Source organism: Azonexus hydrophilus, assembly GCF_001956855.1.
GTDB lineage: Bacteria > Pseudomonadota > Gammaproteobacteria > Burkholderiales > Rhodocyclaceae > Azonexus > Azonexus hydrophilus_A.
The window spans coordinates 589,749-603,238 of record NZ_MTHD01000002.1; the positions used below are offsets into that span (position 1 = coordinate 589,749).

Consider the following 13,490-nt stretch of genomic DNA (forward strand, 5'->3'; position numbering starts at 1 on the left):
AATGACAAGTGCAAAAATATTATGGGGGGAAGGACTTTTTCTCCGGCCTCAACATTTTCAGCAACAGGATATCCATGCAGAATCATTGGGGCGACGTGTCCTGTTGTCGGCAAACCCATATGCCTGGGGGGTTCGTGATCTTGAACTTGATCACGACGCCCTGAAAAGCGGCGTTCTGCGCTTCAATCGGGTCAATGCAATTTTTGCCAACGGAGATATTTTTACTGCCCCGGATATTGATCAGTTGCCGCCCCCCCAGGCGCTTGCCGGTGTCGTGTCAGAAGATGGGGCCACGGACTTCTTTCTGGCCCTCCATCATATCAATCCTCACGGTGGAAACTGTACGGATAGCGCTGTCGAGTCCGGGCAGGCGCGTTATCTGATTGTTCCTTGCGAGACACCGGATCTATATACCGATGCAGCCGAGGCGGCGATTTCGAAGCTGAGCAAGATTTCCCGCATCAAATCGGCCGGTGAGCCAATGGACCAGTTCCTGACGCTTCCTCTGGTTCGCATCAGAAGAACTGCCAGCAATGGTTTTGAGATCGATCCTGCCTTTATGCCGCCATCCATCAGCCTGCGCAGTGCGCCGGGGCTGTACATGATGCTGCGAAGGCAGATTGATGCGCTGCTGGCCAAAGTGGAAGCTCTGTACGGATTTCATCGTGAGCCGTCAAAGAACGTCATTGAATTTCGTTCAGGAGATATTGCTTCCTTCTGGCTCTTGCACACCGCGAGCAGTGCATGCGCCTCGTTGACCCATCTTTTTCGTAATCCAGATGTTTCGCCAGAGCGTCTTTTCCAGGAGTTCCTGCGTCTTGCCGGTGGCTTGATGACCTTTTCAAAGTCATTCACGCTGAATGACCTGCCCACATATGACCATGCCCAGCCAGGTCCCTGCTTCACGCGTCTGGAGCATATACTGCGCGAGTTGCTGGATACGGTGATTTCCACACGCTATTTCGCAATAGCCCTGAACCAGATCAAGCCATCTTTTCATGTTGGCCATCTCGATTCCGAAAAAATCAACAGTGATACGGCTTTTTATCTGTCGATCACTGCTGCACACCAGCAATCCGAAATCATCGAGTCGATCCCGCTACGCATCAAGGTTGGGGCTCCTGATGATGTGGAAAAGCTGGTCCTTTCCGCCATTTCCGGGGTTCGTCTGAGTCACGCAGCACAGGTTCCGGCACCGATTCCTGTGCGTCCTGGAGCCTGCTATTTCGCACTGGATGCCCACGGGCCGCTTTACGAAAGAATGCTCAAGGCGCAGTCGGTGATGATCTATGTTCCGGAAAGCTATCGTGACCTCAATATCGAAATGATCGCAGTTACGCCATGAATCATGCTCCCAGTCTGTTTTCCACAGCTCCTGTTTCCCAACAGGATATTCAGCCATTCGAGCAATCAACCAAAAACCTGGTTGATCTGCTCTATGACGGTTTTTACATGCTGATCCTGCTGCATAATCGAAGTGCGCCGGGGGATGTTGAGGCGTTTTCCGGAAATATCCAGAAATTTCTCGGTGAATTCGAGCGAACGGCAAAAAAACATCATTTCAATGCCGATGATATTTTTGATGCCAAGTACGCTTTTTGTGCGGCGGTCGATGAAGCGGTCCTGACGTCAAAGATGCATATCCGCGATACCTGGGAGCGCCGACCGTTGCAACTTGTCCTGTTTGGCGATCAGCTGGCAGGGGAGCATTTCTTCGATAAGCTGGAAACGGCCCGCAATGGCGGGGCCAGTCGGGTTCAGGCGCTGGAGGTCTTTCACATGTGTCTGCTGGTCGGCTTCAAAGGGCGCTACCTGCTCGAGGGGCCGGAAAAGCTCAAATATCTGACCGCACAGTTAGGTGAGCAGATCGCTCACATCAAGGGCAAGGCGGCTTCCTTTGCGCCCCACTGGGCAGCGCCGGACCAGATCGCCAACGCCATCAAGCGGGACATGCCTCTCTGGGCCATCAACTCGGTGCTCGCGCTGTTTGCCTTGCTGGCATTCATCGGCCTGGACTGGCACGCCAGTCAGCAGGTTCAGCAGGTATTGTCACCGTTCAACAATGTGGTTCAATTGGCGCCACGCGCACCCACGCTGATCATTACCCTGCCATGACGGGGGCTTTCAGGCTAGAGAGCATCCTTGCCGGATTTTGCACCGCTTGAGCGAAGCAAGTCGGCGATATCCGTATTGTTGAAGCGCAGGGCCAAGTCGAGTGCCGTCTCGCCTGTATCCATGCGCAGGTTGGCATTGGCCCCTTTTTTCAACAGGGCGCGAGCAACGCCGATATGACCACCACGTGCGGCGGCCATCAGCGCAGTCATGCCGTTATCGCTGGCGGCGTCAAGCTCCGCACCCTTGCTGACGAGAAAATCTGCAATTTCGTGGTGCCCGTTGAACGCTGCATAAACCAGTGGCGGCCAGCCGGGAACCGTTTGCGAGGCACCGGCGTTGACCAGAAGTTCAACCACGCGCAGATAGCCGCGCAACGCCGCCAGCGCCAGCGCGGTATCGCCCGCAGTGTTGCGCGCATTCAACTTGGCCCGGTTGGTGATGAGGAAGCCGGTCAGTTCGGCATGACCGTCACGGGCCGCCAGCATCAGCAGCGTGTTGCCTTCGCTGTCGGTTGTATCTACCGAAGCCCCTTTGGCCAGCAGCGGGCGAATCTCGCTGACGCTGCCCATTTTGGCGCCCTGAATCAGATCGTCGTAAGTACCGGCGAAGGACAGTGACGGGATGGTCAGCACGAATATTGCGGTCAACAGGGTTTTTTTCATGATTTTCATGGTGTTGGCGAAACTGGTTTGAACAGACGCAGAAAGTTTCCGGTGGTCACTTCAGCTATCTCTGCCAACGTAGTTTCCCGCAACCTGGCAATTTCTTCCGCGACATAGCGCACATAGGACGGCTCGTTCGGTTTGCCGCGAAAAGGTGTCGGTGCCAGATATGGTGCGTCGGTTTCGACCAGCATCCGGTCCAGCGGGCACTTCTGAGCGACCTCCTTGACGATGGCCGCATTCTTGAAAGTGACGATGCCGGAAAAGGACAGGTAAAAACCCAGGTCGAGCGCCTGGCTGGCAATCTCCCAGTTTTCGGTGAAACAGTGCATGACCCCGCCGACCGCTTCAGCCCCCTCCTCGCGCAGCACCTGCAAGGTGTCCACAGCGGAATCCCGGGTATGGACGATCAGCGGTTTGCCACATTGGCGGGCGGCGCGGATGTGCGTCCGGAAACGCTGCCGTTGCCATTCCGGTTTGTCCTTGTGCCAGTAGTAGTCAAGACCGGTTTCGCCGATTCCCAGCACTTTCGGATGGGCCGCCAGGGCCAGCAAACGGGCTTCGTCGGGTTCTTCGACGTCGCTGTATTCCGGATGCACGCCCACGGTCGCGTAAAGGTTGTCGGCCTGTTCGGCGATGGCGAGCACCTGGGGGAAATCTTCGAGATTCACGCCAATGCACAGCGCGGCACCGACCCCGCGTTCCTGCATGGCAGCGAGCACAGCGGGCAGGCGATCGGCCAGTCCGGGAAAATCGAGGTGGCAATGCGAATCAACCAGCATGCCGTCGCTCAGAGGGTGTGTGTCGGACGGGCAGACTGCAGCACGCCGCCGAGCAGGCCTTCGATCTTGCGGCGCGCTTCCTGGCCGCTTTCGTCGTCGTTGAAATGGACTCCGATGCCTTGGGCGCGGCCATTCTGGGCGCCTGCCGGGGTCACCCAGATGACGGTGCCGGCAATGGGTAGCTTGGTTGGATCATCCATCAACGACAACAGCATGAAAACTTCGTCGCCCAACGAATAGGCGCGGGTTGTCGGAATGAAGATGCCGCCGTGGCGCAGATGGGGCATGAAGGCCGCGTACAGGGCGGATTTCGAGTTGATGTTCAGCGACAGTACGCTGGGGCGCTGCGGTGCGGGTTTGACTTCGCTCATCCTCGATCAACGGCTAAACAGGGCTCGATAGTCCAGAAAAACACCTTCCAGAAAGAGGCGCGCATTGAGCGGCTGTTCTGCTTCCTGACGGCGCTGGTTCATGGTTCGGTAGAAATGAATCAGGCGAACGGCTGGAATCATATCAGCCAGCATGGTTATTTTGGGCTGTTGGCCCAGAAAATATCTGGTGGGCAAGCCATTCTTGACCAGTGTGAGGTCGACCAACCATTTTTGCACGGCCTCGATGACCTGCTTGAGTTGCAGCCGCCCCTTGCTGTCTTTGACTGCTTTTTCCAGTTCTCCGGCCAGCCCCAGTGGATCGGCACCTCTTCCCCCGGCCAGACGGTTGGCCAGTAGTTCCAGCCAGGCGCCCTGTCCCGACGTCGCCATCTCCCGGGCAAAGCGTGGCGAACCGCCGCTCAGTGCCAGCCAGCGCTCGGCATCACTGATGCCGGCGGCGACCAGCGCCCGCGTTGCAACCTCCGTCGGTGGGACGCTGATGGGTGCGGCCTGACAGCGACTGCGGATCGTTGGCAGCAATCTGGATGGTTCACTTGATACCAATAAAAACAATATACTTGCCGGTGGTTCTTCAAGTATTTTAAGAATTGAGTTTGCGGCATTCCGGTTCATCGCTTCAGCCGGATTGACGAGCACGATACACAAGCCGCCACGATGGCTGCCGACACCAAGGAATTCGTCGAGGTTACGGATCTGGTCGATGGTGATCTGCTGGCTGGGCTTTTTCTTGCCCTCTTCCGTTTCGACGTCTTCGCCGAGTGCATCCGGTTGCAGCAGCCGGAAGTCCGGATGGTTGCCTTGCGCGAACCAGTTGCAGGCCATGCATTGGCCGCAGGCATGACCGTCAGGCGCAACATTCTCACAGAGAAGTGAGGCGGCGAACTCGCGGGCCAGGGCGTATTTTCCCAGACCTTTCTGGCCGATCAGCAGCAGGGCGTGCGGCAGGCGCGGACGCCTTGCCTGCAGGCTGAGCCAATTTTCTTTGTGCAACTCTAATATATTCATTAACAAATACTTGCGACAATTACTTCAAGTTGTTTGCGAATATTTTCCAGGGTATTGTCGGCGGCGATGACGCGCATGCGCGCCGGGTTCCCGTGTGCCCGATCAAGGTAGGCCTGGCGGACCCGTTCGTGGAAATCGGCGCGCTCCTGTTCGAACTTGTCGAGCACCCGGTTGGCCAGAACGATGCGCTCCCGGGCAACATCGAGCGGCAGATCGAAGAGCAGCGTCAGGTCGGGATGCAGATGGTCGTGCACCCAGTGTTCGAGCGCCAGGAACTTGCTCTTGTCGAGACCCCGGCCGCCGCCCTGGTAAGCCCAGGTGGCATCGCTGAAGCGGTCGCAGACGACCCATTCGCCACGTGCCAGCGCCGGCTCGATCAGCCGGGCCAGATGTTCGCGACGGGCGGCAAACATCAGCAGGGTTTCGGTTTCCAGATGCATCGGTTCATTGAGCAGCAACTCGCGCAGTTTCTCTCCAAGTTCGGTGCCGCCGGGCTCCCGGGTGACCTGCACGGTCAAGCCCTTGCCGCGAAGCTGTTCGGCCAGCCATTCGACGTGGCTGCTCTTGCCGGCGCCGTCGATGCCTTCGAAGGTGATGAACTTGCCTCTCATTTTCCGCCTCTCTGGTATTTGTTGACCGCCCGGTTGTGTTCGTCGAGCGTCCTTGAAAACTGGCTGCTGCCGTCGCCGCGGGCAACGAAGTAGAAGGCATCGCTGGCGGCCGGCGCGAAGGCGGCACGGATCGACGCCAGCCCCGGCATGGCAATCGGTGTCGGCGGCAGGCCGGCCCGCGTGTAGGTATTGTACGGGGTGTCGGTCTGCAGATGGATCTTGCGCAGGTTGCCGTTGAAATTCTCGCCCAGGCCGTAGATCACGGTCGGGTCGGTCTGCAGACGCATGCCGATGCGCAGGCGATTGACGAAAACGGCGGCAACCTGCGTGCGATCTTCCTCGCGGCCGGTTTCCTTCTCGATGATCGAGGCCATGATCAGCGCTTCGTCAGGCGAACGGTACGGCAGCCCCGGTGGACGTTGCGACCAGGCTTCGTCGATCTGGCGCTGCATGTTGCCGACGGCGCGGGCAAGTACGTCCAGATCGCTGGAGTCCTTGTCGAACAGGTAGGTGTCGGGCAGCAGGCGCCCTTCCAGACTGCGCAGCGGCAGCCCCAGGCGGGCGATCAGCTGGGCTTCGCTCAGGCCTTTGCTGTCGTGCTGCAAGCGCGGATGGGCATCAAGACGGGCGCGGAACTGGCTGAAGGTCCAGCCTTCGATCAGCGTGATACTGGCCTGGCTGACGCGTCCGGTGGCTAGTTTGTCGAGCAGGCTCAACGGTGTTTCGCCGGCATCGGTAGCATAAGTGCCGGCCTTGATCGCGCCGCTCTTGCCCTGCCAACGGGCCAGCAGCACGAACAGGTCGCCCTGGACGGGAATCCCGGCAGCGTTGATCTGGCGCAACGCTCCCCGCAGGCTGCTGCCGGCGGGTACACGAAATTCGACCCCGGTCTGCTTCAGCGCGATCGGCTGTTGCGACCACCAGATGAAGCCGGCGGCCACTGCGGCTGCGGTGATCGACAACAGGACGGCAAGACGGAAAATGAAACGCATGGGAACTCGTGGGCGACAAACGGGTCTTGCCCGTCGGAAACGAGCAGCAAAATAGTCTGGCAAAACGTCGGGCAAATCGGGCGATATAATAGCCCAAACCACAAGGAGCCTTCATGAACCCCCATTGGCGCAGCTTTCTCGAATCGGCCGAAGCGACTTTCGCCGGCGATTCTTCAGACCTCCTCGACTTCGGTGACGCGCAGGCGGAGCTGCTGGCCGCCGGTCGGCAGACCGTGCTCGTGCCGCTGACTCACCTGGCACTGATTTCGGCCGCCGGCGAAGATGCCAAAACCTTTCTGCACAGTCAATTCACCAACGACGTCAATCACCTGGCGCGTGGGCAGGCGCAGCATGCCGGTTGGTGCACCGCCAAGGGACGCATGCAGGCCAGTTTCGTCGCCTGGAACGAAGACGATACCTACCACCTGATGCTCGCCGCCGATTTGCTCGAGGCCACGCAGAAACGACTGCAGATGTTCGTTTTGCGGGCAAAAGTGAAGTTGACCGCAGAAGGCGACCAGATACTGCTTGGCCTGGCCGGGCCGCAGGCGCTTGAAGCGCTGGCCGATGCCGGCCTGGGTGCCCCCGAAGCGCCGATGAGCACGATGGTCAGCAATGACATCACCGTGCTGCACCTCGATGATCAACGCTATGTCGTGGTAGCCCCCGCCAGTGCTGCTCCGGCGCTGTGGCAGAAGCTCTCGGTCAAGGCGCGGCCAGCCGGTGTGCCGGCCTGGCGCTGGCTCGACATCCAGGCAGCTTTCCCGCTGGTGACGCTGGCGACCAAGGAGGAATTCGTGCCGCAGATGGCCGATTTCGAGAAGATCGGCGGCGTCAGCTTCCACAAAGGCTGCTATCCGGGTCAGGAAATCGTTGCCCGGACGCAATACCTGGGGAAGGTCAAGCGCCATCTCTACCGTCTGAGCGGCGATGTCGCGGTGCAGCCCGGCGACGAACTGTTCTCGCCGGACAATCTTGAGCAGGCCAGCGGCAAGATCATGACGGCAGCGCCCTCGCCCACCGGCGGTTATGTTGCGCTGGCGGTCGTGCAATCCAACTTTGCCGACAACCTGCGCCTCGGTTCGCGCGATGGCGCGGTTGTCACGGCGGCAGCGGTCAATCCTGCCTGAGCGGCAGGCATGTGCCTGATCGTCGTCGGCTGGCAGGTTCATCCGGATTACCCGCTGGTTGTCGCCGCCAATCGCGATGAGTTTCACGCCCGGCCGACGGCGGCGGCCGCTTTCTGGCCGGACGCCCCGGACATCTGCGGCGGGCGCGATCTCGAAGCCGGCGGCACCTGGCTGGGCGCGACCCGGGACGGGCGTTTTGCCGCCGTCACCAATGTCCGCGAACCGGGCAAGCCAGCCGGAAAATGCTCGCGGGGCGCGTTGACCGCAGGATTTCTGCGGTCAACGCAGTCGGCCGGCGATTTTTCCGCCGGCATCGTTGCCGAGGATCATGCCGGCTTCAACCTGTTGCTGGCCGACCAGACCTCGCTGTTTTACATATCGAACCGCGACCAGCCGCCGCGTCAGTTGCCACCGGGCATCTACGGCCTGTCGAATCACCGCCTGGACACCCCGTGGCCGAAACTGGTCAAGGCACGGGAACGCTTCGCTGCGGCGCTGACTGGTCTGCCGGATGAGGCAGCCTTCTTCGCCCTGCTCGCCGACCGCGAGATCGTTGCCGACGCGGCATTGCCCGATACCGGCGTGCCGCTGCCGTGGGAACGCCTGCTGTCGGCGGTGTTCGTGCAATCACCCGATTACGGCACGCGCGCCTCGACCTTGCTGCTGCGCGACCACGACGGCAACATCACGCTGCACGAGAAAAGTTTTGGCCCGGATGGCCGGAAAATTCAGTCTTCGCTGATGTCGACCGCCGTATAACACGGCACCAGGTCGAACAATTCGATGATGTCGGCGTTGCGCATGCGGATACAGCCGTGCGAGCCGGGGATGCCCATTTCCGCCGTATCCGGCGAGCCGTGGATGTAGACGTAACGGCGCATCGTATCTACGCAACCGAGCCGGTTATGACCGGGCTGGCAGCCGGACAGCCAGAGGATGCGCGTCAGGATCCAGTCGCGCCCGGGAAACTGTTCGGCCAGTTCGGGGGTCCAGATTTCACCGGTCGGACGGCGACGCACGAAGACGGTATTGGCCGGGTGGCCGCCGCCGATTTTTGCCCGCACGATGTGCGGACCGCGCGGTGTCTGATAACTGCCGGATACTTCGCCAACGCCGGCTGCTGCGGTCGACACCGGATATTCACGAAAAACGGCGCCGTTGTCGTCGACGACCTGCAGGGTCTGGCGGGCAACCGAGACCAGGAGCTTCATTGGGTTTTCCGGCGCCGGCCGGCAAAGAAGGCAGACAGCATGCTGCTGCATTCATCCGCCAGAATGCCGCCTTCGACCGTCGCATGATGATTCAGCCGCTCGACGCCGAACAGGTCGACGACGCTGCCGTGCACGCCGGTCTTGGGGTCGCGGGCGCCGTAGATGACGCGGCTGATGCGCGCGTGCATGATCGCGCCGGCACACATCGCGCAGGGCTCAAGCGTGACATAAAGTTCACAGCCCGGCAGCCGGTAGTTGCCGAGCGTACGTGCCGCGTCGCGCAGCGCGGCAATTTCGGCATGCGCCGTCGGATCGTGCTCGCCGATCGGCGAATTGAAGCCGCGGCCGACAATCTCGCCATCGAGCACGACGACCGCCCCGACCGGCACTTCGCCCAAGCATTCCGCCGCCCGCGCCAGCGACATCGCCTCACGCATGAAGTATTCGTCACTGAGGCCGGTGGCAAGGATATTCACAGTATTTTCCGAAGTCATTATTCGAGCGGGGCGGGCCGGATGGAGGCGTAGTATACCGCAGCGTTTTGCCAAGTCCGGACCTGCTGCCTCGTCCACCGGCGCCCCGATCAGCCTTCTCTGCAAGAAAATCATGCTCGAACATATCCTGATGTTTACCCTCGGCCTTGTCGCCCTGACCATTGGCGCCGAACTGATGGTTCGCGGTGCGGCGCGTCTCGCCCTGACCTTCGGCATCTCGCCGCTGGTGGTCGGCCTGACAATCGTCGCCTTTGGTACCAGCGCGCCGGAAATGGCGGTTTCCGCAGGCGCCGCGTTGAGCGGTTCCGGCGACCTGGCAATCGGCAACGTGGTCGGCAGCAACATCGCCAACGTCCTGCTGATCCTCGGCCTGTCGGCGCTGATCGTGCCACTGGCGGTGAATGAACAGATCATCCGCCAGGAAATCCCGATCATGATCGGCGCCAGCCTGCTCTTCCTGGTGTTGGCGCTCGACGGCAATATCGGTCGGGGCGAAGGCGCGCTGCTGTTTGCGCTGGTCATCGTCTACACCGTTTTCCTGGTCACCCAGTCACGCCGTGCCAGCAAGGCGGCGGAGGCCGAGTTTGCCGAAGAAATGCCGGATACCACCAGCGCCTGGGATGCGCACTGGAGCGTCCAGGCGCTGCTGGTCCTCGGCGGCCTCGGCCTGCTGATACTGGGCGCCGACTGGCTGGTCGATTCAGCCGTGGCCGTGGCCCGTGCCTTCGGTGTCAGCGACCTGGTGATCGGCCTGACTGTTGTGGCCGTCGGCACCTCGATGCCGGAAATCGCCACCTCGCTGGTTGCCGCCTTCCGTGGTCAGCGTGATATCGCCGTCGGCAATGTTGTCGGCAGCAATATCTTCAACATCTTCGCCTGCATGGGCTTTGCCGGCCTGATCGCCGATGGCGGCATCATGGTTTCCGAAACCGCGCGCAATTTCGACCTCTGGGTGATGCTTGCCGTTGCCTTCGCCTGCCTGCCGATCCTCTTTACCGGACGTGAAATCGCCCGCTGGGAAGGTGGCGTTTTCCTCGGTTACTACGCTGCCTACACGCTCTATCTGATCCTGGCCGCGACGCAGCATGCAACCCTGCCTGCTTTCTCGACCGCGATGCTGAGCTACGTTCTGCCTTTGACGGTGATCACACTGATCGTCAGCTTCGTGCACAGCAACATCAAGGCTGGACCGCCGGCAGCCTGAGTCCGGCGACAAGAAAATCCATCAGGACGCGAACGCGATGCGGCACGTGGCGATTGCCCGGCAGCATCGCGTGAATGCCAAGCTCCGGCAGGGGAAATCCGGACAGGATGATCTCGACCCGACCGGCGGCAACCGCTTCCTCGATGATGAAATCCGGCTGCAGGGTGATGCCCATGCCCTGCGCCGCCGCTGCCACCAGCACGTCGCCATTGTTGGCATGAAGCCGGCTGCGCACCGGGAATCCCTGGAGTTGCCCGCTAACCAGGAAAGACCACTGCTGTGATGCGACGCCTGCGGTATAGCCCAGGCATTCGTGGTGGATCAGCTCGGCCGGATGTTGCGGTCGACCGTGGCGGGCGAGATATTCCGGTGCGGCGACGACGTGCATCCGGCTGCTGCCGATACGCCGTGCGACGTCGCCACCTGCCAGTTTCCGGGTAATGCGCAGCGACAGGTCGATGCCCTCTTCGATCAGTTTCACCTGGCGATCGCTGAAATCCATGTCGAGCGAAACTTCCGGGTAGCGTCGGGCAAAATCCAACAGCATCGGCGCCAGGCGTTTCAGACCAAAACTCAGCGGCACGCTAAGGCGGATGTTGCCGCGCGGGGTCAGGCGCTCTTCGGCAACATCGGTTTCGGCCGCCTCGACCAGGTTCAGGATGACCCGGCATTTCTCCAGGTAGGCGGTACCGGCCGACGTCAACGTCAGCCGACGCGTGCTCCGCGCCATCAGCTTGACGCCAAGATGGGCTTCCAGGCCGGCGATCTGGCGCGTGACCACCGAGCGCGCCACCCCCAGTTGCTGGGCCACCGCGGCAAAACTGCCCAATTCGGCGATGCGGACGAACAGATGCATGGCTTCGAGTCGATCCATTGTTGCTAATCCGGCAATAATGATTTGCGTATTGTCTAGTATTTCCGCCTGTCAATGCAGAATAAAGTGCAGTCATCGCATCAGGACATATCGCCATGACCACGCACTTCCCCACCCTCTTCGTTCCGCACGGCGCGCCCACCTTCGCGCTGCAGCCGGGTGCCGCCGGCGCAGCGCTGGTCCGCCGCGCGGCCACCTTGCCGTTGCCACGGGCGATCATTGTCGTCAGCCCGCACTGGGACACGGCGATCCCGACCGTCGGCACTGCCCGGCGCCTGGAAACCATCCACGACTTCTACGGTTTTCCGCCTGAGCTCTACGCCCTGCGCTATCCGGCCAGCGGCTGCCCGGAAGCCGCCGGCGAAGTACTCGCCGCGCTGACCGCTGCCGGTCTGCCGGTTGAGGAAGACGCCCGGCGTGGCCTTGATCATGGCGCCTGGGTGCCGTTGCGGATGATGTTCCCCAATGCCGACGTGCCCGTCGTCCCGCTGTCGATCCAGAGCCGTGGCGGCGTCGACCAGGCCTTTCGTCTCGGCCAGGCCTTGGCGCCGCTGACGGCCCGAGGTTTCCTGGTCATCGCTTCGGGCAACGTCACGCACAACCTGCGCGATTTCCAGCGTGCCCATGCCAGCGGCGGCCAGACCCCGGCCTATGTCCGCGACTTCACCGGCTGGCTGGCTGCCCGACTGGCTGCTGGCGACATCGCCGCACTGCTCGATTACCGTCGGCAGGCGCCCGGCGCCGTCGAGGCCCTGCCGAGCGATGAACATTTGCTGCCTTTTTTTGTCGCACTGGGTGCGGCGGGAGAAGGGGCGGAACCGGAACGTTTCCATGCCGGCATCGACGACTACGTCATCGCCATGGACGCTTACGCATTTTTGCCCAAACAAGGAGGTTGACCGTGAAAAACCACTACACCGCAACGGCCAAGGCCCTGCACTGGCTGATGGCCCTGATGCTCTTCGCCATGCTGGCGCTGGGCTTCTACATGCAGGGTCTGCCCCTGTCGCCGGAGAAACTGCAGCTCTATTCCTGGCACAAGTGGGCCGGCGTGACGATTTTCCTGCTGGTGCTGTTCCGCCTCGCCTGGCGCTTCACCCACCGGCCGCCGGCATTGCCGGCGAGCATGCCGAAACTCATGCAACTGGCTGCCCACGCCGGCCACCTGGCGCTCTACGGCCTGATGCTCGCCATCCCGCTGTCCGGCTGGCTGATGAGTTCGGCCAAGGGTTTCCAGACCGTCTGGTTCGGCGTCCTGCCGCTGCCCGACCTGCTGACCAAGGACAAGGCGCTCGGCGATCTGCTGCAGACCGTCCATGTCAGCCTCAACCTGTTGCTGCTCGTGGTCGTTGCCGGCCATGTCGGTGCCGCCCTCAAACACCATTTCATCGATCGTGACGACATCCTGACCCGGATGTTGCCCAAGCGTACCCAGGAGAACTGACATGAAACGCATCCTTTCCACTCTCGCCCTGGCTGTCGCGCTGCTGCCGCTATCGGCGCAGGCCATTGAATATACACAGGTGCAGGCTGCGAAAAGCAGTGTCGTCTTCACCTACCAGCAGATGGGTGTTGCGGTCGACGGCCATTTCCGCAAGTTTTCCAGCCAGCTTTCCTTCGACCCGGCCAAGCCGACCGCCGCCCGCGTCAGCTTCGACGTCGAACTGGCCAGCGTCGACACCGGCGCCCCGGAAGGCGACAGCGAAGTTGCCGGCAAGCCCTGGTTCAATACCAGCGCTTTCCCGGTTGCCCGTTTCGTATCCGGCGGCGTCAAGGCACTCGGCGGCAATCGCTACGAGGTCGCCGGCAAGTTGACGATCAAGGGCCGTACCCAGGATGTCGTCGTCCCCGCCACCGTCACCACTCAGGGCAACACCGCCATCTTCGACGGCGCTTTCACCATCCGCCGTGCCGACTTTTCCATCGGCGAAGGCAGCTGGGCCAAGTTCGACATCGTCGCCAACGACGTCCGCATCAAGTTCCGCATCGCCGCCACCGGCAAGTAATCCCCCAACCCC

Annotated in this window: 17 protein-coding genes; 8 read left to right on the forward strand and 9 right to left on the reverse strand. The window is 61.2% G+C overall.

The genetic code is table 11. The annotated features are described in order from the left end of the window. The first annotated feature begins 1 nt into the window (after position 1). Positions 2-1,345, forward strand: coding sequence for a type VI secretion system baseplate subunit TssK (tssK, locus tag BJN45_RS07375; RefSeq protein WP_076093531.1), 1,344 nt, complete (start codon positions 2-4; stop codon positions 1,343-1,345). Further along, complete coding sequence (gene icmH, locus BJN45_RS07380; RefSeq protein ID WP_076093533.1) at positions 1,342-2,115, forward strand: type IVB secretion system protein IcmH/DotU; 774 nt, start codon at positions 1,342-1,344, stop codon at positions 2,113-2,115. Before tssK ends, icmH begins: the two co-directional genes overlap by 4 nt. A 14-nt stretch (positions 2,116-2,129) precedes the next feature. Here icmH and BJN45_RS07385 read toward each other — a convergent pair whose 3' ends face one another. The 6 genes from BJN45_RS07385 to mltG are packed head-to-tail and all read right to left on the reverse strand — an operon-like array spanning position 2,130 to position 6,559. After that, on the reverse strand, positions 2,130-2,777 hold the full coding sequence (locus BJN45_RS07385; protein WP_170873049.1) for an ankyrin repeat domain-containing protein: 648 nt from the start codon (positions 2,775-2,777) through the stop codon (positions 2,130-2,132). A gap of 5 nt (positions 2,778-2,782) precedes the next feature. Then, positions 2,783-3,559, reverse strand: a complete 777-nt coding sequence (locus tag BJN45_RS07390) for a TatD family hydrolase (protein ID WP_076093537.1) — start codon at positions 3,557-3,559, stop codon at positions 2,783-2,785. 8 nt (positions 3,560-3,567) lie between these two features. Next, entirely contained in the window at positions 3,568-3,930 is a 363-nt protein-coding gene (locus BJN45_RS07395) for a PilZ domain-containing protein (RefSeq protein ID WP_076093539.1), read from the reverse strand. Positions 3,931-3,936: 6 nt separating this feature from the next. Then, complete coding sequence (holB, locus tag BJN45_RS07400) at positions 3,937-4,941, reverse strand: DNA polymerase III subunit delta' (protein WP_240494515.1); 1,005 nt, start codon at positions 4,939-4,941, stop codon at positions 3,937-3,939. Between the two features lie 14 nt (positions 4,942-4,955). Beyond that, positions 4,956-5,567 (reverse strand): dTMP kinase, encoded by a 612-nt coding sequence (tmk, locus tag BJN45_RS07405; RefSeq protein ID WP_076093543.1) that lies wholly within the window; start codon positions 5,565-5,567, stop codon positions 4,956-4,958. Continuing rightward, the gene (gene mltG, locus BJN45_RS07410) at positions 5,564-6,559 is read right to left on the reverse strand and encodes an endolytic transglycosylase MltG (protein ID WP_076093545.1); all 996 of its coding nucleotides are present in this window, start codon (positions 6,557-6,559) and stop codon (positions 5,564-5,566) included. The genes tmk and mltG overlap by 4 nt, the downstream gene beginning before the upstream one ends. A 113-nt stretch (positions 6,560-6,672) precedes the next feature. Between mltG and BJN45_RS07415 the strand changes: the two genes are divergently transcribed. Then, positions 6,673-7,689 (forward strand): YgfZ/GcvT domain-containing protein, encoded by a 1,017-nt coding sequence (locus BJN45_RS07415; RefSeq protein WP_076093546.1) that lies wholly within the window; start codon positions 6,673-6,675, stop codon positions 7,687-7,689. 9 nt (positions 7,690-7,698) lie between these two features. Further along, positions 7,699-8,448 (forward strand): NRDE family protein, encoded by a 750-nt coding sequence (locus BJN45_RS07420; protein ID WP_076093548.1) that lies wholly within the window; start codon positions 7,699-7,701, stop codon positions 8,446-8,448. Here BJN45_RS07420 and BJN45_RS07425 read toward each other — a convergent pair. Next, on the reverse strand, positions 8,418-8,900 hold the full coding sequence (locus BJN45_RS07425) for a L,D-transpeptidase (RefSeq protein WP_076093550.1): 483 nt from the start codon (positions 8,898-8,900) through the stop codon (positions 8,418-8,420). The genes BJN45_RS07420 and BJN45_RS07425 overlap by 31 nt on opposite strands. Continuing rightward, on the reverse strand, positions 8,897-9,376 hold the full coding sequence (gene tadA / locus BJN45_RS07430) for a tRNA adenosine(34) deaminase TadA (RefSeq protein ID WP_276205206.1): 480 nt from the start codon (positions 9,374-9,376) through the stop codon (positions 8,897-8,899). The genes BJN45_RS07425 and tadA overlap by 4 nt, the downstream gene beginning before the upstream one ends. A gap of 130 nt (positions 9,377-9,506) precedes the next feature. On the opposite strand from tadA, the gene BJN45_RS07435 reads away from it, so the two are divergent. After that, positions 9,507-10,598: a calcium/sodium antiporter gene (locus tag BJN45_RS07435; RefSeq protein WP_076093554.1), complete on the forward strand. Its 1,092-nt coding sequence runs from the start codon at positions 9,507-9,509 to the stop codon at positions 10,596-10,598. Here BJN45_RS07435 and BJN45_RS07440 read toward each other — a convergent pair. Next, positions 10,573-11,472 (reverse strand): LysR family transcriptional regulator, encoded by a 900-nt coding sequence (locus tag BJN45_RS07440; protein WP_076093556.1) that lies wholly within the window; start codon positions 11,470-11,472, stop codon positions 10,573-10,575. The genes BJN45_RS07435 and BJN45_RS07440 overlap by 26 nt on opposite strands. Positions 11,473-11,567: 95 nt before the next feature. On the opposite strand from BJN45_RS07440, the gene BJN45_RS07445 reads away from it, so the two are divergent. The 3 genes from BJN45_RS07445 to BJN45_RS07455 are packed head-to-tail and all read left to right on the forward strand — an operon-like array spanning position 11,568 to position 13,478. Next, positions 11,568-12,371 (forward strand): DODA-type extradiol aromatic ring-opening family dioxygenase, encoded by an 804-nt coding sequence (locus BJN45_RS07445; RefSeq protein WP_076093558.1) that lies wholly within the window; start codon positions 11,568-11,570, stop codon positions 12,369-12,371. A gap of 2 nt (positions 12,372-12,373) precedes the next feature. Continuing rightward, positions 12,374-12,916 carry a cytochrome b gene (locus tag BJN45_RS07450; RefSeq protein WP_076094215.1) on the forward strand — a complete coding sequence of 181 codons (543 nt, stop codon included), beginning with the start codon at positions 12,374-12,376 and terminating at the stop codon, positions 12,914-12,916. A 1-nt stretch (position 12,917) separates the two neighbouring features. After that, entirely contained in the window at positions 12,918-13,478 is a 561-nt protein-coding gene (locus BJN45_RS07455) for a YceI family protein (protein ID WP_076093560.1), read from the forward strand. The last annotated feature ends 12 nt before the right edge of the window (positions 13,479-13,490 follow it).

Excerpts from the sequence above, each read along its gene's own strand:
- tssK (WP_076093531.1), top strand. The coding sequence starts at position 2 with ATGACAAGTGCAAAAATATTATGGGGGGAAGGACTTTTTCTCCGGCCT.
- icmH (WP_076093533.1), top strand. The coding sequence starts at position 1,342 with ATGAATCATGCTCCCAGTCTGTTTTCCACAGCTCCTGTTTCCCAACAG.
- BJN45_RS07385 (WP_170873049.1), bottom strand. The coding sequence starts at position 2,777 with ATGAAAAAAACCCTGTTGACCGCAATATTCGTGCTGACCATCCCGTCA.
- BJN45_RS07390 (WP_076093537.1), bottom strand. The coding sequence starts at position 3,559 with ATGCTGGTTGATTCGCATTGCCACCTCGATTTTCCCGGACTGGCCGAT.
- BJN45_RS07395 (WP_076093539.1), bottom strand. The coding sequence starts at position 3,930 with ATGAGCGAAGTCAAACCCGCACCGCAGCGCCCCAGCGTACTGTCGCTG.
- tmk (WP_076093543.1), bottom strand. The coding sequence starts at position 5,567 with ATGAGAGGCAAGTTCATCACCTTCGAAGGCATCGACGGCGCCGGCAAG.
- mltG (WP_076093545.1), bottom strand. The coding sequence starts at position 6,559 with ATGCGTTTCATTTTCCGTCTTGCCGTCCTGTTGTCGATCACCGCAGCC.
- BJN45_RS07415 (WP_076093546.1), top strand. The coding sequence starts at position 6,673 with ATGAACCCCCATTGGCGCAGCTTTCTCGAATCGGCCGAAGCGACTTTC.
- BJN45_RS07420 (WP_076093548.1), top strand. The coding sequence starts at position 7,699 with ATGTGCCTGATCGTCGTCGGCTGGCAGGTTCATCCGGATTACCCGCTG.
- BJN45_RS07425 (WP_076093550.1), bottom strand. The coding sequence starts at position 8,900 with ATGAAGCTCCTGGTCTCGGTTGCCCGCCAGACCCTGCAGGTCGTCGAC.
- BJN45_RS07435 (WP_076093554.1), top strand. The coding sequence starts at position 9,507 with ATGCTCGAACATATCCTGATGTTTACCCTCGGCCTTGTCGCCCTGACC.
- BJN45_RS07440 (WP_076093556.1), bottom strand. The coding sequence starts at position 11,472 with ATGGATCGACTCGAAGCCATGCATCTGTTCGTCCGCATCGCCGAATTG.
- BJN45_RS07445 (WP_076093558.1), top strand. The coding sequence starts at position 11,568 with ATGACCACGCACTTCCCCACCCTCTTCGTTCCGCACGGCGCGCCCACC.
- BJN45_RS07455 (WP_076093560.1), top strand. The coding sequence starts at position 12,918 with ATGAAACGCATCCTTTCCACTCTCGCCCTGGCTGTCGCGCTGCTGCCG.